Below are 22,598 nucleotides of genomic sequence, written 5' to 3'. Positions count from 1 at the left end.
GAGCGCGGCAATCCAGTAAAACTTTTATTTTAATTGTTTTTTTAATATCTTACCCAATGATGATTTTGGAAGATAATCAAGAAAAGAAATTTGTGTAGGCACCTTATAAGCGCTAAGGTATTGACGACAATAACTTAATAACTCTTCTACCGTTAACGTATTATCCCTGCGTACTACGAATGCTTTAACGGCCTCGCCTGTGCTTTCAGAAGGAATACCCAGAACAGCTGCTTCACTGACCTTAGAATTTTTTTGAATAACCTCTTCTATTTCTCCCGGATAAACGTTAAAACCCGAAACCAGAATTAACTCTTTCTTACGACCCACGATAAAAACGAAGCCTTGTTGATCTAGCCTGGCTAAATCGCCAGTTAACAACCACCCTTCACTATCAAAAATAGGAATAGTCTCTTCTACACCGGCTGTCCAATATGCCTTCATTACTTGAGGACCTTTAACACATAATTCCCCTACTTCTCCTAAAGGTACTTCCCGTTCTTGTGTATCGCACAAACGAATATCCGTAGAAGGTAAAGGCAAACCCACATGATTACCTGCCGTAACCAAATCCCAGGGCGGTGCACAAACCACAGGTGATGCTTCTGTCAAACCATAACCTTCCAGTAATAATTTCCCAGTGACTTCTTTCCAACGTTTTTTTACAACATCCTGTAGTGGCGCACCACCACCTAATGCAATTTTTAAGGAACTAAAATCTAATTGTGAAAAAGCAGGTTTCTTTAAAAGTGCCCTAAATAAGGTATTCACCCCCAGCAATACACTAAAATGCTGCTTTCCTAATACACTTATTAATTGTCGGATATTTCTTGCATCAGGAATGAGTACATTCGTCGCGCCTAAACGTAAACCCATTAAACCATTCACCATTAATGAAAAAATATGATACAGCGGTAATGCTGTAATCATTGTTTCTGAACCTTCTTTTAAAATAGGCCTTACCCATGCGGTTAATTGTTCAATATTCGCGAGCATATTACGATGCGTTAACATAGCGGCTTTTGGTGTACCTGTTGTGCCGCCTGTATATTGTAAAAACGCAATATCCTGGTTTTGCAGTGAAGGTGGCTGGTAATGCAAGTTATTAGCTTCTTTTAAACATCGCGAAAATTTAATCGTTGGAAAATGACTCTTTGCTTTTGGACTATTTTTTATGGTTCGTCGCACAAACCAACTAATAACCCATGAACGCCACCAAGGCAATAGATCGCCTAACTCACTACTAATCACATGTTTGACATGCGTCTCTTTTAAGCCTTGCGATAGTTTGGGTAAAAAATTTTCGAGAATAACAATAGTTTCTGCTTGTGAATGTTTAATTTGTTGAATCAATTCTGAAGGGGTATACAGTGGATTGACATTAACAACCGTCAACCCAGCTTGTAGCACCGCAAAAACACAAACCATATACTGCGGGCAATTAGGCAGCATCAACGCCACCCTCCCACCTTTTTTTAAATTTAATTGTTTTTGTAAATACGCTGCCAACTGCTCGCTTAACATGGCCCATTTTTGATAGCTAATAGACGTATTAAAAAAATTCAATGCCGGTAAGTTTTTAAATTTTTGACATGAATCGGTAAATAAGGCATTAAGTGAAGGATAAATATCAGGATCAATTTCAGAAGGTACTTGTTGCTGATAACGATTTAACCAAATCTTTTCCATTATTTAGTCCATTGGCGGTTAACGCAAGTTAAGCAAAATCACTGTCCTCTTTTTAGTATATAATACTTATCTATCTCTTACTCTGAATGTATACTTACAGCAGTGGGATTTTCAGCAAATGCCACGAGACAATCGAAAATTCAAGTGCAAAAAGTATATTAGCAAACCACAGGTGAACATTTCATGAACAGTTTAATGGGGGCATCCAAAGAAAGCTTTAAATTAAAAGCAAGTCTGTTTACCTTGACGACCTTGCATTTATTTAATGCGGATCCTTTGTTTATACAACAACAATTAAAATCTTTAATTGAACAAACACCGCATTTTTTCCAACAGCTCCCTGTTATTCTCGATTTCTCAGCGTTAAAAAATAATGCTGAACAAACCATTGATTTCCCTGGCATCATCAGTTGTTTGCGTCGTTCGGGTGTTATTCCAGTTGGCATTCGAGGTGGTAATGCGGAACAACAAACATTAGCCATTCAAGCAGGTCTGACTATTTTACCTAATGTCAAATTAGAAAATACCGATACAACGCCGAAGCCTTCATCTGCCCCTACAGCTACCGCCAAACTGATTACTCAACCGGTACGTTCAGGCCAACAAATTTATGCTAAAAACGCTGATTTAATTGTACTTGCTTCAGTCAGCCCGGGTGCAGAGTTATTAGCGGATGGAAACATTCATATTTATGGCCGGTTAAAAGGTCGTGCGTTAGCAGGTGTCACTGGCAATCAAAATACACACATTTTTTGCAAACACTTAGAAGCCGAATTAGTCGCTATCGCAGGTCATTATTGGCTAAGCGAAGATTTACATGACTTGGAACAAACCCAAGCTTTAGCCAAAGACGGCGTACATATTTCGCTACATCAAGAGCGTCTACAAATAAAAACCTTGAATTAAGCTAAAGATAAGGTTGTTAGGGATGTCCATCTTTCCAGGATAGACATGATTGCTTCTAGACTAATCGGTTTAATCACTACTTCATCCATACCTGCCGCAAGAAATCTTGTTTTATCTTTTGCATCACCATGTGCTGTGATAGCAATAATAGGTATTCGTTCTCCTTTTGCTTCCTGCTGCCGAATAATTTGTGTCAGTTCTATACCAGAACTATCTGGCAAGCAAATATCCATAAAGATCAAATCATACGAGTATTGCATATAATATTCCAACGCCATCTGTGCATTCATAGCACTATCTACAGAACAACCCTCTATTGATTCTAATACAGCCCTATAAACTCGTTGAATAAGATTATTATCTTCGATCAATAAAATGCGTAATTCACTCGTCCCCAATGATAGGCTTTTAGGCTGTACCTCTATTTTTTCATCCAGGCTATTTATAATTCGCCGCAACGGTATGTTACAAACAAAGAAACCACCTTTCTCTGCTTCACTTGCTATTTCTAAAGTGACATTGAGCAACTTGATATACGTTAGTGTAATTGACATGCCCAAATCGATACCTCTATAGTCACGTATATAACTGGGGTCAAACTGATCTAAGCACGCCTTTAATCGGATTAAATCTTGTTTTTGTATCCCTTGCCCACCATCTTTAATACTCAATTTAAACTGATCTGGCTCTTGCTCATCCTGACTTTGTTCGCAATTTACTTGTATTACAATCGAACCATGTTGCATATTTTTCATCAAATAATGACTTAAATGTATCACCATCTGATAGATCAAATCCGGCGCACCGATGACATTAACAGGAACATGGCTAGGATAGTCCAGCAAAACCTGCAACCCTTTACTCTTCGCTTGGAATAATAATTGCTTAATCACTTTTTCTAATAAAGTTTTTAAGTTAAAAGGACGCGCACTCTGCCTCATTTGCTGCGTTTCTTGTTCAGAAAGATTTAACAGCCTATTAACTAATGGTAAAATAGCATCGCTGACATTAAGAATATCCGTGACATATTGCTGCTGGGTAGGTAATAAGCAATCCATTGTTAAAAGTTGTGCTGTACCCATGATGCTAGTCAGCGCGGTACGTAATTCATAGCTTAAATTAGCAATCAATTCGGATTTAGCTCGCTCAGCTTTTATTGCCTCTCGTGCAATTTTAATGGCCGAGGACAACAAACCTTTATCTTTTTGCATTATTGTTTCCTTCTCATCAACTGCTGAATCACTATTCCCCGATAATTAAACTTCCATAAGCTTAGAAAAGTGAATCTCTGGCCAACGCTCTATCGTCAAATTTAAATTGACATTACTTGGCGCTAAATAAGCTAGATTTTCTTTACTATCGACAGCCAGATGCATCAATGCCTTGGTTTTGAATTCTTCTAATCGTTTCGCATCATGACAACTAACCCAACGTGCGGTTACAACATTGATCGGTTCATAAGCACATTCCACTTTATATTCATATTTTAAGCGGTATGCAACGACATCAAATTGTAAAACACCAATCGCACCTAAAATTAAATCGCTGCTCGCCAGCGGACGAAAAATTTGTATTGCACCTTCTTCTGATAATTGCACTAAACCTTTTAGCAAAGCTTTTGATTTCAGTGGATCTTTTAAACGTACACGTTGGAATAATTCAGGCGAGAAAGAAGGAATACCTATAAATTTCAAGGTTTCACCCGCGGTAAAGCTATCGCCAATTCGGATGGTACCATGATTGTGCAACCCAATGATATCGCCTGGCCAGGCTTCATCGGCACGACTACGATCACCTGCCATAAAGGTAAGCGCATTATTAACCATTAATTCGCGCTGTGTACGTACGTGGTATAACTTCATTCCCGGAGTATATTTTCCAGAACATAAACGCAAAAAGGCAATTCTATCTCGATGTGCCGGATCCATATTCGCCTGAATCTTAAATACAAACCCACTAAAACTTGGTTCTTCGGGTTTGACTAAACGTGTATCCGCCTGCCTGGACTGAGGAAAAGGCGCAAACTTAACAAAAGCAGCCAGTAATTCTTGTATACCAAAATTATTAATAGCTGAACCAAAAAATACCGGTGTTAATTTACCATCTCTATAAGCTTGTTCATTAAATACAGGACATACGCCCCGCACCAGGGCTAATTCATCTTGTAATTCTTGATATAAAAATCCAATGCGCTCTTTCACGATAGGATCATCTAACCCAGAGAAACATTCACCTTCTTTTCTTTTTAAATTACTGGAAGATGCATAAAAATAAATCTTGTCCTCGGGTATATGATAAATACCCTTAAATTGTTTCCCCATACCGATAGGCCAGGTCATCGGTGCACAACTGATTCCCAATGTAGATTCAATATCATCTAATAGTTCTATAGGCAGTCGCGCTTCTCTATCCATTTTATTAATAAAAGTTAAAATAGGTATCTGGCGTAAACGACATATCTCAAGCAATTTTTGCGTTCGCGGCTCAACACCTTTAGCGGCATCAATCACCATCAAAGCAGAATCAACGGCGGTTAAGGTACGATAGGTATCCTCTGAGAAATCAGCATGTCCTGGCGTATCTAACAGATTAAAAATACAACCCTGATAAGGAAACTGCATCACCGATGTGGTGACCGAAATACCACGCTCTTTTTCCAGTGCCATCCAATCAGACGTAGCGTGATGGGCCGCTTTACGTGCCTTCACCGTACCCGCTAACTGAATTACCCCTCCCCACAACAAAAGCTTTTCCGTGAGCGTGGTTTTACCCGCATCCGGATGCGAAATAATGGCAAATGTCCGTCTAGCTTGTATTTCAGGTTCTAACATTCGGGCTCTAGCCTATAAAATGGATGGGTGATATATAAAATAAGGATGGTATAATTCTACACGACTCTCTATAAAAGTGTTTAAAATTTAATCGTAAAAAAATTTTATTCGTCATTGCTAACGCCGCAGGCGCGCGGCAATCTAGGCCATATTTAATAAGCATAAAAAAATGCTTGGTACTAAAAAAATATGCCGACTGGATGGCCACGCTCATTTCATTCGCTCGCCATGACGATTTAAAATCTATATTTGATAAAATCTTTATTCTAGTTTAACCTGGGCGCCTTTCTTATGGGAGAGGTGTCCGAGCGGCTTAAGGAGCACGCCTGGAAAGTGTGTGTAGGTTAACCCCTACCGCGGGTTCGAATCCCGCCCTCTCCGCCAATGGTGGTTATATGGGTCCCTTCGCAGCGCGAAGCAACGAACCCCGTCAGATCCGGAAGGAAGCAGCGGTAGTTGTGGGTGCGGGTGCCGAAGTAAGGCTGGTATAACCGCCGCCACTCAAGGTGATTGTAAAGTATGAGTTACCAAGTCCTTGCTAGAAAATATCGACCTCGTTCTTTTACTCAACTGGTGGGCCAAGAATCCACTTGTCGTATCCTAAAAAACGCCCTTGATAGCCAACGCATTCACCACGCTTATCTTTTTACAGGAACTCGTGGCGTGGGGAAAACCAGCTTAGCAAGACTGCTTGCCAAATGCTTAAACTGTGCCACAAAAATAACGGCTGAGCCCTGCGATCAATGTTCAGCCTGCCAAGCAATCAATGCCAATCGATTTACCGATCTGCTTGAGGTCGATGCGGCTTCACGTACCAAAGTAGAAGATACACGTGACCTACTTGCCGACATTCACTATGCGCCTAGCCAAGGACGTTACAAAGTTTATCTGATCGATGAAGTGCATATGCTGTCTTCCCACAGTTTTAATGCCTTACTAAAAACACTCGAAGAACCGCCACCGCATGTAGTTTTTCTATTAGCAACGACCGATCCACAGCGCCTGCCTGCCACTATTCTTTCGCGTTGCCTACAATTTCATTTAAAAGCACTGTCTGTGGAGCAAATTAGCCAGCACTTAGAAACGATTTTAAAAAATGAGCAAGTCCCTTATGAATTGAATGCATTACAGATTCTTGCTCAGGCCTCCCGAGGAAGCCTACGTGATAGCCTCAGCTTATTAGATCAAGCTATCGCTTATGCCAAGCAAACGATTACCGAACAAGATATAAAAACCTTATTGGGAAGTGTAGCCACTACTGACATAACCGAATTACTTGAAGCACTTATCTTACAGGATGCGGTTAAACTCTGGACCATCGTAGAAAAACTCAATGCACAAGCCGCCGATTTTTTACAAGTGATTGATGCACTTTTAACGCATTTACATCAGATGGCACTTATTCAGGTACTCCCTGCTAGCATGACTAAAGAAAATGAGTGTATTCAGCCGCTAGCACAACAACTTTCTGCTGAAGATACACAGCTTTACTATCAAATCGCTTTACTAAGTCGGCGTGACTTATCGCTTGCACCTACGCCTCGCTTGGGTTTTGAAATGATGTTATTAAGAATGCTAGCCTTCAACCCCATCAAACCAGCTGAAAAAAATCAATCGCCTGTAACAAAATCGTTAGCGCCTGCCGTGGTTTCTCTTGCAAAAGATCGACCATCAATCGAAAATAATAAACTCGATAAAACACAACAAAAATCGGCACTAGACTGGATTACACTGGTTAAACAATTAAATTTAACCGGCTTAAGCTACACCTTTGCCTGTCAATGTGTTCTACAAAAATATGCCAACAATCAAGTTAAATTATTACTGGATCCAAAACAAACCGCATTACACACGCCCAAGCAGGAAGAAAGATTAGCACAGGCGCTTTCTAAACACTTTGCTCAGCCCATCGGCTTAACGATCAGCCTAGGAGGTGATAATCTTTTAACGCCTGCACGTTACGAACAACAGCAAAAAGCACAACGACTCGAGGAAACCACAAAAAACTTACAAGAAGATCCGACGCTACAAGCGATTATCAAAACATTTGATGCTAAACTACAGCCTGAGTCGATACAGTTTTTAGATGAAAACTAAGGCGGGTTCCGATCGTCATCCTGCGCGAAAGTGTGGGATCCCGAAAAATTAATATTCTTAAATAATAGAGGAAAATAACGATGAATATGAAAGTTGATCTCAATAACCTTTTAAAACAAGCACAAGATATGCAATCGAAAATGCAATCGGCTCAGGAAGAGTTAGCAAAAATAGTCGTCACCGGTGAAACGGGTGGTGGTTTAGTTAAGATTGACATGGATGGCCGACACACTGCCAAATCTATGTGGCTTGATCCTAGTTTACTAAAAGCAATTCTTGATCCTATTTTATTAGAAGAAACTAAAAAGATTATAGAAGAATTGACAATCGGCGCATTTAATAATGCACTGCAAAAAATTGAAAAAGCTTCGCGACAAAAATTAACCGATTTGACCGCGCAAATTCAAACTAAATTTACCGATAGTGCAATAGAAAGCTAAATACTCTATTGTATAAATGAGGGAACGTTTGCATGGCCTTCAGTCCTCTGATCACACAGCTGATGACACATTTGCGTTGTTTGCCGGGCATTGGCCCTAAATCTGCTCAACGCATGGCCTTCCATTTGCTAGAAAGAGCAAGGCCCGAAGGTTTGGCGCTAGCAAAAACCATAGAGCAAGCGATTCAAAAAATTGGCCACTGTGAGCAATGCCGTAGTTTAAGCGAAACACAGATTTGTACGCTTTGCGCAAATCCCAATCGAGATAGTGATCTGCTTTGTGTGGTTGAAACCCCGATTGATGTCATGGCCATTGAGCAAACCGCTAGCTATAATGGTTATTATTTTGTGCTTATGGGGCGCTTATCCCCTTTAGATGGGATTGGGCCTGAAGAAATCGGCATTAAACACTTCATTCAGCGTATCCATACGCATCCTCCCAGAGAAGTTATTCTAGCGACAAATCCTACGGTAGAAGGAGAAGCCACGGCGCATTATCTTGCTGAATTGCTTAAACAACACCACATTAAAACAAGTCGCATCGCACACGGTGTTCCCTTAGGTAGTGAGCTTGAATTTATAGATGGCAATACTATCATTCGATCACTTCACTCACGGATCACAATTGCAGAAAATTCTTAAAATTAAGCAATTGTAGATTAATAATCCCTTTCAAATCAAAAAATATATACATATAGACATAATAAATATATACTATATTAGATTTTGTTTAATAAAAAAGGAAAGAGAAACATGAAAGTTATTATACTATCTAATGAAGATGTTAAATTACAAAGAGAAAAACTTGAAGAACTAATAAAAGTAGTCGGTTTTAAAGGCCCAATAAAAAATTTTAAATATTCCGACTATTTTGTCGAGGAATTAGAAGAAAACGATACCCTATTTGTAATATGTCCCAAGGGACCTAATGTAGATATACCCTTTCTCGACAATACGATTATTAGCAAGTATAAAAAAATAATTCCAGTCTGTTATGACGATAGCAAAAAAGAAAACATGCCCACGTGTTTGCACGTTAAGAAAGGCCTGTATATTAATGGTAACCCTTTTCTCTTGAATCTAATAAATAGTTTATCTTATTCACTCGATATACCTAATTTATGTACGGATTATTTTTCGCAAATTAAAAATATACATTCATTACAACAATCATCTGAAAATCTCTTACAAATAAAGAACAGCTTGCTCGAGTTGGAAAAGGTTCAAAAACCTTATTACTGCGCTGAAACGCTAGACCACGCCATCATCCTAGACAAAATAAAAACTTTACACGATGTAACATCAAAAACAGCAGAAAATTTACATGCTATTTTAACGTCACTATCTGCCTCCCAGCAAAACAAAATCTATGCTGCTTTAAAAAATACACTGTTAGGCGAGTGTTTAGAAAAAATCGACCTAGAAAAAAGCCAAGAAGCAGCGCCTGCAAAAAAAAGCTATTTCCGTCTTTAAATTTGGATAGATATAAGATAGATCCGATAGCCAAACTTTCCAGAGTGGGGCTATCGGAATTGAAAAGATAATGCCTTAAATTAACGCTTGTTTTGCTTTTTCTACCAACTGAGCAAAGGTTGCTTTGTCAGTTACGGCTAAATCAGCTAATACTTTACGATCAACTGCAATCTCTGCTTTAGCTAAACCTGCAATTAAACGGCTATAGGATAAACCATTTTCACGCGCACCCGCATTAATACGCACGATCCATAATGCACGGAAATCACGTTTTTTCTGCTTTCTATCACGGTAAGCATATTGACCTGCTTTTGTTACCGCTTGTTTTGCAGCCCGTATAACGCGACTACGCGCGCCTTTATAACCTTTTGCTGCTTTTAAAATTTTCTTATGTCGGGCTCTAGCAGTGACCCCTCGTTTTACTCTTGCCATGGTATTAAACCTCTATCAACCTCTAATTATTTTAAGAACCTTGCAGCATACGATCAACAGAACGTACGTCACTTGGGTGAACTAAATTTGTTTGACGCAAGTTTCGTTTGCGCTTGGTATCTTTCTTAGTCAGGATATGGTTATGATGTGATTGAGCACATTTATAACCTTTAGCTGTTGGCTTAAAGCGCTTAGCAGCCCCTCGATGGGTTTTTAACTTTGGCATAATAATCTCTCCGCATTACTTATTTATTAAATATTTGTTACTTCGTTTTTTTAGGGCTAACTACTAAAACCATTTGCTTCCCTTCCATCTTAGGTCTATCGTCAATCGCAGCATAAGCAGCGAGATCCTTTTCTAAGCGTTCAATCAGCTTAGTACCCAAATGGACGTGTGCAATTTCTCGACCCCGAAACCGCACGGTAATTTTAGCTTTGTCGCCCTGTTCTAGGAAACGGATCAGGTTGCGTAGCTTGACCTGATAATCCCCTTCTTCTGTCACGGGTCGAAATTTAACTTCTTTTAACTGAATCCTTTTTTGTTTCTTCTTTTGCGCTGCTTTCTGTTTATTAAGCTCAAAGAGATATTTACCATAATCCATAATACGACAAACAGGTGGTGCCGCCGTTGGCGCAATCTCTACTAAATCAAGACCGGCTTGTTGGGCTTGACGTAATGCTTCCGTTAAAGAAAGAACGCCTAATTGTTCACGCTCAGGACCTATTAACCTGACTTGAGGAACTCGAATTTCCCCATTCACTCTTACTTTCTTTGTATTGCTACTACCTGTTCTAGGTTGATACGCGCCCCCTGGCCTTGGCCTCACTGGCTGCTGAATCACTTTTTCGTTGCTAATAATTATTTCTCCGCATCAATTCTACTACGTTGTACAAGCCCTTCTCTCTTCACTATCTGTTCGAACTCGCGAACGGACATAGAAAGAGGCTGAGGGGAGGACATACTACCTAAATTACCCCCCCCCTGTCTACGTACATTAACCTGTTTTGCCTGTACTTCTTGATCGCCTATAATCAGTTGGTAGGGGACTTTCTGCAAACTATGCTCGCGGATTTTATAGCCGATCTTCTCATTTCTCAAGTCTAACTTTATTCTAAGCCCTAGAGACTCTAATTCTTGAGCCACCGCCTTGGCATAATCATTTTGTTTATCCGTAATCGTCATAACAACGGCTTGTATAGGCGCTAACCAAACCGGAAAATGTCCGGCATAGTGTTCGATAAGAATCGCTATAAATCGCTCAAAAGAGCCTAAAATAGCCCTGTGTAGCATAACTGGCGTCTTACGCTCCCCTTGTTCTGTCGTATATTCAGCGCCTAAGCGACCCGGCATAGAGAAATCAACCTGAATCGTCCCGCATTGCCAAATACGTCCCAGACAGTCCTTTAAAGAAAATTCTATTTTAGGCCCATAAAAAGCCCCTTCGCCGACTGAATATTCCCATTTTAGCGCCTTATCATTCAAGGCCTGGGCTAGCGCTTGCTCTGCCTTATCCCAGCTTTCATCGCTACCGACACGTACTTCAGGGCGAGTCGCTAATTTTAGCAAGATTTCATTAAACCCAAAATCCGCATACACATCATAAAGTAAGTCTATAAATGCCGCGACTTCCGATTGAATTTGTTCTTCGGTGCAAAAGATATGTGCATCATCTTGCACAAAACCACGCACTCTCATTAAGCCATGCAATGCACCCGATGGCTCATTACGGTGACAACAACCAAACTCAGAGAAGCGTAAGGGTAAATCCCTATAGCTTTTCAAGCCTTGGTTAAAAACCTGAATATGACCCGGACAGTTCATAGGCTTGATTGCAAATTCGGTATTCTCAGAAGCATGGGTAGTAAACATTTCTTTAAAAAATTTATCCCAATGGCCTGAACGTTCCCATAGCTGACGGGCCAGTAATTGTGGCGTGCGTATTTCCTGGTAACCACATTTTTCTAAGCGTTTTCGAATATACTGCTCGATGATTTGATAAATACCCCAGCCTTTAGGGTGCCAAAAGATCATGCCCGGTGCTTCTTCTTGGATATGAAACAATTCTAATTGTTTACCCAATTTACGATGATCGCGCTTTTCGGCTTCTTCAATGCCTTGTAGATAGGCATTTAAATCATCCTTGGTGAACCAAGCGGTGCCGTAAATCCGCTGCAACATCTCATTTTTAGCATCACCACGCCAATAAGCACCGGCTACACGCGTTAATTTAAAAACCTTTAATTTACTGGTATTGGGTACATGGGGACCACGGCAAAGATCAACAAAATCGCCTTCTTGATAAAGCGACAATACTTCGCCTTCAAAAATAGCTTCAATGATTTTGGCTTTATATTCCTCTCCCATCTTGCGAAACCGTTCAATGGCTTCTGTTCTAGAAAGCGTAAAACGCTTCACCGGCAACGCTTGCTTGACTAATTCCTGCATGCGCTTTTCTATTTGCTTAAGATCATCAGGTGTAAAAGGACGCTCAAACGCAAAATCATAATAAAACCCATTTTCGATGACGGGTCCAATCGTGACTTGTGCTTGAGGAAATAATTGTTTGACCGCATGGGCTAGCAAATGGGCAGTAGAATGCCGAATAACCTCGAGTGATTCGGTATCGCGTTCAGTGAGGATGCGCAATGCCACATCGGATTCGATCACATAAGAAAGATCAACAAGCCGTCCATCGACGGCCGCGGCTATAGCATTTCTTGCTAAACCAGGACTGATTTCAGTAGCGACTTGATAAGCTGTAATAGGCTCAGGAAAAGTCAGCTGTTTTGAATCGAGTAAGGTAATAAGGGGCATAACATATAAAATTTTTGGTAGGCACGAGTGGGATCGAACCACCGACCACCACCATGTCAAGGTGGTGCTCTACCACTGAGCTACGTGCCTATCGTCATTAATCGTGCATTTATTCTTTTACAAGGATCACAACAGTAACCTTGCTCTATAACCACTCGGGGTCCTGTCACCCGGATACGCTTTTTTTGATGTCTTACGTCACAAAAGAAAGCGTACCCAGGCGCCACCCCTCGTGCCATTATTTTACATGCCATATAAAGAATATAAAACGCACGATTAATTTGTATTAATTGGGGTTTGTAAAGGAGGAGAAAATAGCATTGTTGTTTTCGCGATGCAACACTTTTTAAATTAGGCATCAGACGTGGTAATTCGGCTAGTTTCTAATGAAGAGTAGGTAGGTAATAAATACTGTAGCTTATCTAACTAGGTCGAATAGGTGATTGAACAACAAAAGAGAAAAGTGAATCTTTTTTACTTAACTCACTAAGTACAGCAACCTACTCCTTTACTCACATTAATCAATCCCTATTATTTTTTCTTTTAAAAGTTTTAATTGATCTCTTACTTTCGCGGCATCTTCAAATTGCATATTTTTGGCGTGTTGCAACATTTCGCGCTCTAATTGTTTAATTTTTTTTACTAACTCTTCTGGTGGTAAAGCGGCATAGTAGGCTTGCTCTTCAGCCACTTTGAGAAGATCTTGTTTGTTAGTTGACACATCGGATCGCGCGCCTTCTAAAATATCATGCACCGCTTTAGCAATCCCTTTGGGCGTAATATGGTGCTTTTTATTATAGGCTTGTTGCTTTTCACGACGCCTATCGGTTTCTCCTATTGCCCGCTCCATCGAACCGGTCATTTTATCGGCGTAAAGAATAGCACGACCAATGGTCTGTATGAGTGAACGTTCTGAGCGTAAAAAACCTTCTTTATCTGCATCTAAAATAGCAACCAAAGAAACCTCTGGCATATCTAAGCCTTCACGCAGTAAATTATCCCCACCAATACATCAAATTTACCTAAACGCAAATCACGAATGATTTCTACCCGTTCCACCGTATCAATATCCGAATGTAGATAGCGTACTTTTACATCATGTTCAGCAAGGTATTCAGTTAAGTCTTCGGCTAAACGCTTGGTCAGTGTGGTGACTAAAACACGCTCTTTTAACGCCACACGTTGATGAATTTCAGAAAGCAAATCATCTACTTGCGTGGCAACAGGACGCACTTCAATCGCCGGATCAATTAAACCGGTGGGTCTCACCACTTGTTCAACCACCGCACCTGAATGTTCTAATTCGTAAGAACCCGGTGTTGCGGAAACATAAATCGTCTGCAACGCGAAATCTGTAAACTCTTGAAATTGTAACGGTCGATTATCCAAGGCGGAAGGTAAACGAAATCCATATTCTACTAAGGTTTCTTTACGGGAACGATCACCTTTATACATAGCGCCCAACTGCGGTATAGTGACATGGGATTCATCCACCACCATCAAACCATCGCGAGGTAAATAATCCAGCAAGGTAGGCGGCGGTTGACCCGGATCACGCGCGGATAAATAACGTGAATAGTTTTCAATACCATTGCAATAACCCAATTCCAATAACATCTCAATATCAAATCGGGTACGCTGCTCTAAACGTTGATATTCCACCAATTTATTAGCCAGCTTAAGTTGAGCTAAGCGTTCTTTTAGTTCTACTTTAATAAACTCTATGGCTTGTAGAATACGTTCCCGTGGCGTCACATAATGCGTTTTGGGATAGATGGTCAAACGCGGCACTCGCCTTAATAATTCACCCGTTAACGGATCAAAATAACTTAAGTTTTCAATTTCATCATTGAATAATTCAATACGTACGGCTTCTTCAGCGGACTCTGCCGGATAGATATCGATAACATCACCACGCACACGATAATTAGCACGACGAAAATCCGTATCATTGCGGGTATATTGTAATTCAGCCAAACGTCGCAAGATAAAGCGTTGATCGACTTTATCGCTGCGGCGAACATGCAACATCATGTTGATATATGTATTTGGATCACCTAAACCGTAGATAGCGGAAACCGTCGCCACAATAATGACATCGCGACGCTCTAATAAAGATTTAGTCGCCGACAAACGCATCTGTTCAATATGCTCATTGATGGCCGCATCTTTTTCTATAAACGTATCCGTTGTAGGCACATACGCTTCTGGCTGATAATAATCGTAATACGAAACAAAATATTCCACCGCATTATTAGGAAAGAAAGCACGCATTTCACCATATAATTGTGCCGCTAATGTTTTATTAGGCGCTAAAATAATGGCGGGTCTTTGTATTTTTTGTATCACATGCGCAATACTAAAGGTTTTACCCGAACCGGTAACACCGAGTAATGTCTGATGAGCTAAACCCGCATCTAAACCCTGTAGCAACCCTTTAATGGCCTGCGGTTGATCGCCGGCAGGTTTAAAATCTGAAACTAATTCAAAGGGTTTTGACATAGGACTTGCTCTTAATCAAACGAGAAACTGAATCATAGCGCACTAAATCTAGGCTATCTAAGGTCGAATGGGTATATAACCTATCTAGCCTGAAAAAGCCAAACTTGCTTTATTATTAATCTCTCGCCGATAATAGCGCCATTAAATGAATAATTAACTCTTTATTTTAAACTCAGCTAGCTCATTCTATGAAAATAATGCTTTCGCGCCGTGTTGCGCAGATAAAACCCTCGCCTACTTTAAGTCTTTCAGCAGCAGCTAATCGTCTAAAGGCCTCGGGAAGACCTATTATCAACCTCACAGTGGGTGAACCTGACTTCGATACACCTGAATTGATTAAACAAGCCGCGCATCAGGCGCTTGATCAAGGTTGTACTAAGTACACTGCCGTCGATGGCATCGCCAGCCTAAAACAAGCGATTATTGATAAATTTAAGCATGAAAATCAATTAAGCTATGTCGCGAATCAAATTATTGTTTCTAGCGGCGCTAAACAGTGTATTTACAACCTCATGCAAGCCCTATTAAATCCAGGTGATGAGGTTATTATTCCCGCGCCTTATTGGGTTTCTTATCCTGATATGGCACTGATGGCCGAAGCAAAACCTGTTTTTATATCCACCACTATAGAACAGCATTTAAAAATTAACGCGGAGCAACTTACAAAAGCCATCACGCCGCAAACGCGTCTATTGATTATCAACAGCCCCTCAAATCCAAGCGGTATGGTCTATACGCGTGAGGAACTTAGCGAACTAGCAGCCGTCTTATTAAAAAACCCACAGGTTTTTATTCTAACGGATGATATCTATGAACATATCTATTGGGGAAAGCAAGCATTTGAGAATATAGTCAATGTATGTCCTGAACTCTATGAGCGAACCATTGTATTAAATGGTTGTTCAAAAGCTTATGCAATGACGGGTTGGCGCATCGGTTATGCCGCTGCCGCTAAAGAAATCATCCAGGCCATGACCAATATACAATCTCAAAGCACTTCCAATCCTAACTCCATTGCTCAAGTAGCTGCAAAAGCTGCATTAACAAGCAATCAAGATTGCGTACGCGAAATGAACAGGATTTATCAGCAAAGACATCAGTTTTTTTCTGAAGGGCTTAATGCTATTCCTGGCGTAAACTGCTTAGCGGCGATGGGTGCGTTTTATTGCTTCCCTTCCTTCCGTCACTTTATCGGTGAAGGAAAAGCATTTAGTTCTGACTATAAACTCGCGGATTATTTGCTTAACAAAGCGGATATCGCTACTGTCCCGGGCTCAGCTTTTGGCGCGCCAGGACATTTACGGCTTTCTTTTGCTACCGATGATATTAATCTAAAAAATGCATTAGCTAAATTAAGAGAAGCATTGAAAGACTTCAAATAAAACCTACTTGTGTCATTGCGATTGCCGCGCTTCGCTCGCAATGACAGCTATGCGCGTGGCAATCGCAATGACGAGTTTTTGTAATATCTTTTATTGTTTAACGATCGTACCGCGCGTTTCTTTGACAAGAAATGTCAGTGCTGCTGCAGCAAGAAATGCAATAGGAATAATACTCAGCGCATGTTGAAAGCTTGTTGTTGAAAATGCCATTAAATTGCCTTTGACATGCACGCCGGTTAAAACATCCAACGCTTTTCCTATCAACGGTTGTGATAATGCGCCGCCTAACATGACTAAAGAGTTAATCACAGCAATCGCCGTTCCTGCTAAAGCGGCTACGTTAAGTTCTCTTGCAATAGGAAAAACGATAATCTGTGTCGAACTACAAACACCAAACGTAAAAAGTAACACTTTCAGGGAATGGGTTGACATACTAGGGGAATGGGTTGACATACTAGGGAAATAAATAATCAATGAAAATAATACCGCACCTAATAAAGCACCTAGAATAATCGGGTAACGTCGATTACCCATTTTATCTGAAATCCAACCCACCAGCGGACTTCCAATCGCCCAGCCTAGAAATACAAAGGAAATAGCCGTTGCTGCCGAAACATTTGATAAACCATACACACGTATTAAATAAGGAATACCCCAAACCTCTGCAAAACCAGAAAGTGATAAATATAAAAGGCTTCCTATGATACCAATCAACCACATTTGAGGATTTTTACATAGCTTAAAAACCGCCTGAAAAAATTCCCGGTAGCTTAATTTAGATGATGCAGACGCCGCCGCTGTTTTAACCGCTTTCGTTTCTGGAATCACCAGCCACATAACGATGGTTAAACCCACACCGACAACAGCAGCAAGATAGAGTGTGGTATTAGAGCCTATAGAAACGACCAGCTTTGATAAGGTAATATCACCAATCATAGCCCCAACCATACCGAGCGAGGTAGCCATACCGGCAATAAAAGCAAAACGCGAAGGGGGAAACCAAAGGGAAGCGAGTTTTAGAACACCTACAAAGGCAAACGCCGAACCAAATCCGACTAAAAAACGACCGACTTGTGCCGTAGGCAAAAAATGGTGAGCAAATAAATAAGTGCCTAAGGCACAGACTAAGGATGCAAATACCAATAATTTACGCGGACCGAATCGGTCCATCATAATACCAACCGGCAATTGCATTGGCGTATAAGCGTAATAGTAGAAGGCCACTAAGTTACCAAAGGCAACCCCACCGATACTAAACATTTTTAGCAAATCTTCCGTCATAACACTCGGTAAGATTCGCAAAAAATATTCATAACAGTAGAAAAGGGCTCCTAAACCACATACTAACCAGGGAAACAAGCTAATAGGCTTTTTCGGCATAAATCTACCCCACCGTTATAATAATTAGTAAATTAGGCTAGCTTTGTCCCTAAATTAAGCACTTAATGTAAGTACCTAATTCAGAAGCAAGCCGATTCAATGAAATGATAAGAGATTAAGCAACTTCTGCAGTATCGCTGGACTTAGCAGAAGGCGCTTTAGAGGAACGATTTCCGTACTTCTGTTTATATTTATCAATACGCCCACTGGAGTCAACAATCTTTTGCTTACCCGTATAAAAAGGATGGCATTTCGCACAAACTTCTATAGAAAGATTTGCATCGCCTAAGGTAGAGCGAGTTTTAAAGCTATTGCCACAGCTACACGTCACCGTAACCACTTCATAACCTGGATGGATATCTTGCTGCATATAATTTTTATATCCCTTGAAAACAAATTAGGGCGGCATTATAACAGAAGGAACTGCAAAACAAAATTTTGCTTACGAAAAAAGACTTTTCATCGGAGATAAATTCAGATATAAAAGTGGTTAAAGCACTAAAAAGTAAGCCTTTTTTGGACAAAAAGACCATGGAACGGTAGCCCTTGGCAGCGCCTGTGAGATGAAACTCATTGAGACAAAAGGATAGGTCTATTTTGCTAAAAACAAGCTTGTACACAAATAAAGAACTCCGTCTTTCCAGCCTAATTATCGCCCTTATTTTTGTTTGCTTTTGGCCTAAGAAAGCTTTTGCCTTCCAGCCTGGATTAAGCCTTTCTTATGGGACAGGAAAACCTGACCATTTAGAAGGCTATAGAATAGCGCTACAAGATTTTTGGCCCTTTGTAGGGTTTCCTAAATCAGCCCTCAATTTAACAGGCTACTGGGATTTGAGCCTTGCTCGTTGGACAAACAACCCGCCGCTAGCGAACCAGCCACAGCATATTTCTATTGCGGCTATCTCACCTGTCATCCGATTACAAACGCAAAAATTTTACTTTCTATACGCCCAACCCTATTTAGAGCTGGGGATAGGCGCTAGCCTACTATCCAATAATCACTTTGGACATCGAGATTTAGGCGGTCAATTCGCCTTCCAGGATTTACTCGGCATAGGGTTGCGCTGGAAAGCAACCCATGCCTGGTCATTGAGCTACCACTACGTACACTACTCTAATGCGCATCTACTACCGCCCAATCAAGGCATCGACGTAAAACATTTATTTAGTTTGGGGTATGAATTTAATTAATAGAAGACAACGTCATGGCGAGGCCGAAAGGCCGCAGCCATCCAGGAAAAAATTTAAACTATATTACTGGATTGCCACGCACTATGCGCTCGCAATGACGAGCTTTTTTCAATAACTTCAAAAAGCCAAGTGTTGTAAAATCTATTAAGCATCTTATACTGCACACACTTACAAGTTGGATGGGATCTATCCTTGCTAAAGGGGCTTAGCCATGGCCAAGACAAAAACCACTGAATTATCTACTACTGAGCATCAACCGTTACGTGTTTTTACTGAAAAAGCGTATCTTGATTATTCCATGTACGTCATTCTTGATCGGGCATTACCGCATATCGGTGATGGTTTAAAACCGGTACAACGTCGTATTGTTTACGCCATGTCAGAATTAGGGTTAACCGCTGTAGCAAAATATAAAAAATCAGCGCGCACAGTGGGTGATGTACTGGGTAAATTTCACCCACATGGTGATGTCGCCTGTTACGAAGCTATGGTATTAATGGCACAACCTTTTTCCTATCGTTACCCACTCGTCGATGGTCAAGGAAATTGGGGCTCACAAGATGATCCTAAATCCTTCGCCGCAATGCGTTATACCGAATCACGCCTCACCCAATATGCACAAGCCTTACTCTCAGAACTCGCGGATGGTACTGTCGATTGGGTTCCTAATTTTGATGCTACCTTAGAAGAACCGCATCTTTTACCAGCCCGCTTGCCCAATATTCTTTTAAATGGTGCAGCGGGTATTGCGGTAGGTATGGCAACCGATATTCCTCCGCATAATCTTAGAGAAATCGTCAGCGCCTGTATTCGTTTACTCGATGATCCCAAAACAACACTTAACGATCTGTTTGATCATATTCAAGGACCTGATTTTCCAAGCGCGGCTGAAATTATCACCCCCGCCGATGAAATTCGTAAAATTTACCAACAAGGTCAAGGCGCGGTACGTGCACGTGCTGTTTATAAAGAAGAAAACGGTCAACTCATTATTACCGCTTTACCTTATCAAGTATCCGGTGCAAAAATTATTGAACAAATTGCCGAACAAATACGTGAAAAAAAGCTTTCGCTCATTGAAGATTTACGTGATGAATCGGATCATGAAAACCCCACCCGCCTGGTGATTACGCCACGCTCAAATCGTGTAGACACCGAAGCCTTAATGGGCCATTTATTTGTAAGTACCGATTTAGAACGTAGCTACCGCATTAATCTCAACATGATCGGCCTTGATGGGCGTCCACACGTCAAAAATCTGTTAACTATTTTAAAAGAATGGCTAGAGTATAGACAACAAACGGTTCGTAAACGTTTAGAATTTCGTTTAGAGAAAATTTTAAATCGACTGCATTTATTGGAAGGTTTTCTGATCGTTTACCTTCACATCGATGAAGTCATTAAAATTATTCGACAACATGATGATCCCAAAGCACAATTAATTAAACGCTTTAAATTAAGTGATGTACAAGCCGATGCCATTTTAGAAATACGTTTACGTCAATTGGCTAAGCTTGAAGAAATTAAGCTACGCACCGAACAAAAAAACCTGACTGCTGAACGTGATGAATTAGAAAAAATCCTTGCTTCTAACGCAAAATTAAAACGTCTTATTCGTGATGAATTACAAAAAGATGCAAAACTGTATGGCGATGAACGCCGCTCAAAGCTTGTGCAACGCAACGCCGCGCAAGCGATTCAAAAAACAGAAATTATCCCTTCCGACCCCGTCACTGTTATTCTTTCTACACGCGGCTGGATACGTGCCGCCAAAGGTCACGACTTTGATGTCAACGGCCTAAACTTCAAAGCCGGCGACTCATTTAAAATGGCTATTCCAGGCCGTAACAATCAACTGGTTGTCTTTATCGATTCAACGGGACGCAGCTATTCAACCCCTATTCATACCCTTCCCTCTGCACGTAGTAGTGGTGAACCGCTAACCAGTCGCTTTAACCCTGCTCCTGGTGCTAACTTCCAAGCCATGATCACCGGCAACCCTGAACAATCTATTTTAGTCGCATCCGATGCCGGTTACGGATTTATCACCCAAATCAGTGAGCTTTATTCTAAAAATCGTAATGGCAAAAATTTATTAAAATTAGCGACACAAAGTCAGGTACTACAACCACGATGGATAGATAATCTTGAAGATAATTATCTTGCCATTGTAACAAACAGCGGTTATTTATTAATAATTGCTGCCAAGGAGTTACCGATTTTGCCTCGAGGTAAAGGAAATAAAATAATACAAATACCCACGGAAAAATTAGAACAGCGTGAAGAGTTTGTCATCGATATCGCTGTATTACCTAGCAAAAATAGTTCGCTGGATATCATTGCAGGAAAACGACAAGTTACCTTAAAAGCGTCGGACTTAGCCCATTACCGAGGAAAACGTGGACAACGCGGTCACAAACTACCACGTGGGTTACAAAAGCTTGATCAGCTAGCCGTTCCTACCCGTTGATTTTATGTTAAATAAACACATTAATTATCTTTGGTTTTTCTTACTCGCCTCGTTTTGGGGTGGTTCATTTGTTGCTATTAAAGAAGTGGTCAATACCGTTCCGCCCTTTTTTGGAGCCGCGTTACGCGTTGGATTGGCCTTATTTTTCCTGACCATTATGTTATGTTGTTTGAGGAAAAAGGTAGCCGTGCCGTTTTCCATCCGTTGGCGCATTTGGATTATGGGCCTTTTCTCACAGGGGATTCCATTTTTCTTTCTATTCTGGGGCGAACAACACATTTCATCCGGTTTAGCCGGCATATTAAATGGAACCGTTCCTATCTGGACATTATTATTTAGCCTCACTTCGCCTAGAACAAGAAACTTTTCACCCTTGAAAGGCATCGGTTTATCCACTGGTTTATTAGGTATTTGTATTATCTTTTAGCCTATGCTGCACTTTAACAATACACATACCTATTTATTAGGCACAATGTCTGTACTGTTGATGGCGATTAGCTATGCGATAGGAAATTTACTCAATCAACGTATGTTATCTGGCAAGATCAAATTAGCTTTTTATGCCAATATCTATCATCAACATTGGGCCAGCTTAATTTTTTTAATACTGGCTTCGCTTTGCTTTGAAAGTTTACCTAGCAAAATCTTGCTACTGCATACGCCTTTACTCTGGGTAGCCAGCATTTATATGGGTTTATTTTCTACCGCCTTAGCCTGGATTATTTACTACCATCTGATTCGAGAATGGGATGCCGTTCGAGCCAGTGCAGTCATGTATATAGTCCCTATTATGGCGATACTGTGGGATTTTATTTTCTTCCACAATCGCCCACAATGGACAGAAGGTTTAGGCATTATTACGATCTTATTAGGCGTCATTTTAATACAACTACCCAAAAACAGACGCCTTCAACCAACGCCTTGAATCTAAGCGAACTGCATTAAATAGCTATCATTTCCGTCATTGCGAGCGCCGTAGGCGCGCGGCAATCTT

At 40.7% G+C, this 22,598-nt stretch carries 19 protein-coding genes, 2 tRNA genes, 1 other RNA gene and 1 pseudogene; 12 read left to right on the top strand and 11 right to left on the bottom strand.

Features of this window, described 5'->3' with window-relative positions:
* Positions 1 to 24: 24 nt before the first annotated feature.
* The gene (locus DMP02_RS02445) at positions 25 to 1,686 is read right to left on the bottom strand and encodes an AMP-binding protein (RefSeq protein ID WP_126322502.1); all 1,662 of its coding nucleotides are present in this window, start codon (positions 1,684 to 1,686) and stop codon (positions 25 to 27) included.
* A gap of 183 nt (positions 1,687 to 1,869) precedes the next feature.
* Between DMP02_RS02445 and minC the strand changes: the two genes are divergently transcribed.
* Positions 1,870 to 2,592: a septum site-determining protein MinC gene (gene minC, locus DMP02_RS02440; RefSeq protein ID WP_126322501.1), complete on the top strand. Its 723-nt coding sequence runs from the start codon at positions 1,870 to 1,872 to the stop codon at positions 2,590 to 2,592.
* Here the strand turns inward: minC and DMP02_RS02435 are convergent.
* On the bottom strand, positions 2,589 to 3,803 hold the full coding sequence (locus DMP02_RS02435) for a response regulator (protein ID WP_126322500.1): 1,215 nt from the start codon (positions 3,801 to 3,803) through the stop codon (positions 2,589 to 2,591). The genes minC and DMP02_RS02435 overlap by 4 nt on opposite strands.
* A 45-nt stretch (positions 3,804 to 3,848) precedes the next feature.
* A complete protein-coding gene (locus tag DMP02_RS02430; protein ID WP_126322499.1) occupies positions 3,849 to 5,423 on the bottom strand; it encodes a peptide chain release factor 3 in 1,575 nt (524 codons plus the stop codon).
* A 294-nt stretch (positions 5,424 to 5,717) separates the two neighbouring features.
* Between DMP02_RS02430 and DMP02_RS02425 the strand changes: the two genes are divergently transcribed.
* The 6 genes from DMP02_RS02425 to DMP02_RS02400 all read left to right on the top strand — a co-directional run bounded on the left by DMP02_RS02425 (position 5,718) and on the right by DMP02_RS02400 (position 9,432).
* Positions 5,718 to 5,807: transfer RNA gene (locus DMP02_RS02425), tRNA-Ser, on the top strand.
* A 10-nt stretch (positions 5,808 to 5,817) separates the two neighbouring features.
* An RNA gene (ffs, locus tag DMP02_RS02420) (signal recognition particle sRNA small type) lies at positions 5,818 to 5,914 on the top strand.
* Between the two features lie 28 nt (positions 5,915 to 5,942).
* Positions 5,943 to 7,520: a DNA polymerase III subunit gamma/tau gene (gene dnaX, locus DMP02_RS02415; RefSeq protein WP_126322498.1), complete on the top strand. Its 1,578-nt coding sequence runs from the start codon at positions 5,943 to 5,945 to the stop codon at positions 7,518 to 7,520.
* Positions 7,521 to 7,600: 80 nt separating this feature from the next.
* The gene (locus DMP02_RS02410; RefSeq protein WP_232019600.1) at positions 7,601 to 7,960 is read left to right on the top strand and encodes a YbaB/EbfC family nucleoid-associated protein; all 360 of its coding nucleotides are present in this window, start codon (positions 7,601 to 7,603) and stop codon (positions 7,958 to 7,960) included.
* 32 nt (positions 7,961 to 7,992) lie between these two features.
* Complete coding sequence (recR, locus tag DMP02_RS02405; RefSeq protein ID WP_126322497.1) at positions 7,993 to 8,601, top strand: recombination mediator RecR; 609 nt, start codon at positions 7,993 to 7,995, stop codon at positions 8,599 to 8,601.
* Between the two features lie 111 nt (positions 8,602 to 8,712).
* On the top strand, positions 8,713 to 9,432 hold the full coding sequence (locus tag DMP02_RS02400) for a hypothetical protein (RefSeq protein WP_126322496.1): 720 nt from the start codon (positions 8,713 to 8,715) through the stop codon (positions 9,430 to 9,432).
* A 75-nt stretch (positions 9,433 to 9,507) separates the two neighbouring features.
* Here the strand turns inward: DMP02_RS02400 and rplT are convergent, their stop codons facing one another.
* From rplT to uvrB, 6 genes and pseudogenes are all read right to left on the bottom strand, one after another.
* On the bottom strand, positions 9,508 to 9,864 hold the full coding sequence (rplT, locus tag DMP02_RS02395; RefSeq protein ID WP_126322495.1) for a 50S ribosomal protein L20: 357 nt from the start codon (positions 9,862 to 9,864) through the stop codon (positions 9,508 to 9,510).
* A gap of 31 nt (positions 9,865 to 9,895) precedes the next feature.
* The gene (gene rpmI / locus DMP02_RS02390; RefSeq protein ID WP_126322494.1) at positions 9,896 to 10,090 is read right to left on the bottom strand and encodes a 50S ribosomal protein L35; all 195 of its coding nucleotides are present in this window, start codon (positions 10,088 to 10,090) and stop codon (positions 9,896 to 9,898) included.
* 37 nt (positions 10,091 to 10,127) lie between these two features.
* A complete protein-coding gene (infC, locus tag DMP02_RS02385) occupies positions 10,128 to 10,691 on the bottom strand; it encodes a translation initiation factor IF-3 (protein ID WP_126323483.1) in 564 nt (187 codons plus the stop codon).
* Positions 10,692 to 10,723: 32 nt separating this feature from the next.
* Positions 10,724 to 12,679 carry a threonine--tRNA ligase gene (thrS, locus tag DMP02_RS02380; RefSeq protein ID WP_126322493.1) on the bottom strand — a complete coding sequence of 652 codons (1,956 nt, stop codon included), beginning with the start codon at positions 12,677 to 12,679 and terminating at the stop codon, positions 10,724 to 10,726.
* 15 nt (positions 12,680 to 12,694) lie between these two features.
* A tRNA-Val gene (locus tag DMP02_RS02375) sits at positions 12,695 to 12,769 on the bottom strand.
* Between the two features lie 427 nt (positions 12,770 to 13,196).
* Positions 13,197 to 15,181, bottom strand: a pseudogene (gene uvrB, locus DMP02_RS02370) (excinuclease ABC subunit UvrB).
* A 188-nt stretch (positions 15,182 to 15,369) separates the two neighbouring features.
* Between uvrB and DMP02_RS02365 the strand changes: the two are divergent.
* Positions 15,370 to 16,563, top strand: coding sequence for a pyridoxal phosphate-dependent aminotransferase (locus DMP02_RS02365; protein WP_126322492.1), 1,194 nt, complete (start codon positions 15,370 to 15,372; stop codon positions 16,561 to 16,563).
* A 90-nt stretch (positions 16,564 to 16,653) separates the two neighbouring features.
* Here the strand turns inward: DMP02_RS02365 and DMP02_RS02360 are convergent, their stop codons facing one another.
* Complete coding sequence (locus tag DMP02_RS02360; RefSeq protein WP_126322491.1) at positions 16,654 to 17,943, bottom strand: MFS transporter; 1,290 nt, start codon at positions 17,941 to 17,943, stop codon at positions 16,654 to 16,656.
* 115 nt (positions 17,944 to 18,058) lie between these two features.
* Entirely contained in the window at positions 18,059 to 18,313 is a 255-nt protein-coding gene (rpmE, locus tag DMP02_RS02355; RefSeq protein ID WP_126322490.1) for a 50S ribosomal protein L31, read from the bottom strand.
* 227 nt (positions 18,314 to 18,540) lie between these two features.
* Here rpmE and DMP02_RS02350 point away from each other — a divergent pair, with 227 nt between their 5' ends.
* From DMP02_RS02350 to DMP02_RS07330, 4 genes are all read left to right on the top strand, one after another.
* Positions 18,541 to 19,134, top strand: coding sequence for an acyloxyacyl hydrolase (locus tag DMP02_RS02350; RefSeq protein ID WP_172593964.1), 594 nt, complete (start codon positions 18,541 to 18,543; stop codon positions 19,132 to 19,134).
* Between the two features lie 211 nt (positions 19,135 to 19,345).
* Positions 19,346 to 21,604 (top strand): DNA topoisomerase IV subunit A, encoded by a 2,259-nt coding sequence (gene parC / locus DMP02_RS02345; RefSeq protein ID WP_126322488.1) that lies wholly within the window; start codon positions 19,346 to 19,348, stop codon positions 21,602 to 21,604.
* 4 nt (positions 21,605 to 21,608) lie between these two features.
* Complete coding sequence (locus DMP02_RS07335; RefSeq protein WP_232019597.1) at positions 21,609 to 22,031, top strand: DMT family transporter; 423 nt, start codon at positions 21,609 to 21,611, stop codon at positions 22,029 to 22,031.
* Between the two features lie 45 nt (positions 22,032 to 22,076).
* Complete coding sequence (locus DMP02_RS07330; RefSeq protein ID WP_232019596.1) at positions 22,077 to 22,529, top strand: DMT family transporter; 453 nt, start codon at positions 22,077 to 22,079, stop codon at positions 22,527 to 22,529.
* The last annotated feature ends 69 nt before the right edge of the window (positions 22,530 to 22,598 follow it).

The sequence above is a fragment of the Candidatus Rickettsiella viridis genome, assembly GCF_003966755.1.
GTDB lineage: Bacteria > Pseudomonadota > Gammaproteobacteria > Diplorickettsiales > Diplorickettsiaceae > Rickettsiella_B > Rickettsiella_B viridis.
Note: the sequence above shows the minus strand (reverse complement) of the source record. Positions and strands in the feature narration are given on the sequence as shown.

What these genes read in the sequence shown, in the direction of transcription:
- rpmE (WP_126322490.1), bottom strand. Translation starts at nt 18,313, where the DNA reads ATGCAGCAAGATATCCATCCAGGTTATGAAGTGGTTACGGTGACGTGT.
- DMP02_RS02360 (WP_126322491.1), bottom strand. Translation starts at nt 17,943, where the DNA reads ATGCCGAAAAAGCCTATTAGCTTGTTTCCCTGGTTAGTATGTGGTTTA.
- dnaX (WP_126322498.1), top strand. Translation starts at nt 5,943, where the DNA reads ATGAGTTACCAAGTCCTTGCTAGAAAATATCGACCTCGTTCTTTTACT.
- rplT (WP_126322495.1), bottom strand. Translation starts at nt 9,864, where the DNA reads ATGGCAAGAGTAAAACGAGGGGTCACTGCTAGAGCCCGACATAAGAAA.
- thrS (WP_126322493.1), bottom strand. Translation starts at nt 12,679, where the DNA reads ATGCCCCTTATTACCTTACTCGATTCAAAACAGCTGACTTTTCCTGAG.
- parC (WP_126322488.1), top strand. Translation starts at nt 19,346, where the DNA reads ATGGCCAAGACAAAAACCACTGAATTATCTACTACTGAGCATCAACCG.
- DMP02_RS07335 (WP_232019597.1), top strand. Translation starts at nt 21,609, where the DNA reads ATGTTAAATAAACACATTAATTATCTTTGGTTTTTCTTACTCGCCTCG.
- rpmI (WP_126322494.1), bottom strand. Translation starts at nt 10,090, where the DNA reads ATGCCAAAGTTAAAAACCCATCGAGGGGCTGCTAAGCGCTTTAAGCCA.
- recR (WP_126322497.1), top strand. Translation starts at nt 7,993, where the DNA reads ATGGCCTTCAGTCCTCTGATCACACAGCTGATGACACATTTGCGTTGT.
- DMP02_RS07330 (WP_232019596.1), top strand. Translation starts at nt 22,077, where the DNA reads ATGTCTGTACTGTTGATGGCGATTAGCTATGCGATAGGAAATTTACTC.
- DMP02_RS02400 (WP_126322496.1), top strand. Translation starts at nt 8,713, where the DNA reads ATGAAAGTTATTATACTATCTAATGAAGATGTTAAATTACAAAGAGAA.
- minC (WP_126322501.1), top strand. Translation starts at nt 1,870, where the DNA reads ATGAACAGTTTAATGGGGGCATCCAAAGAAAGCTTTAAATTAAAAGCA.
- DMP02_RS02365 (WP_126322492.1), top strand. Translation starts at nt 15,370, where the DNA reads ATGAAAATAATGCTTTCGCGCCGTGTTGCGCAGATAAAACCCTCGCCT.
- DMP02_RS02435 (WP_126322500.1), bottom strand. Translation starts at nt 3,803, where the DNA reads ATGCAAAAAGATAAAGGTTTGTTGTCCTCGGCCATTAAAATTGCACGA.
- DMP02_RS02410 (WP_232019600.1), top strand. Translation starts at nt 7,601, where the DNA reads ATGAATATGAAAGTTGATCTCAATAACCTTTTAAAACAAGCACAAGAT.
- DMP02_RS02445 (WP_126322502.1), bottom strand. Translation starts at nt 1,686, where the DNA reads ATGGAAAAGATTTGGTTAAATCGTTATCAGCAACAAGTACCTTCTGAA.
- DMP02_RS02430 (WP_126322499.1), bottom strand. Translation starts at nt 5,423, where the DNA reads ATGTTAGAACCTGAAATACAAGCTAGACGGACATTTGCCATTATTTCG.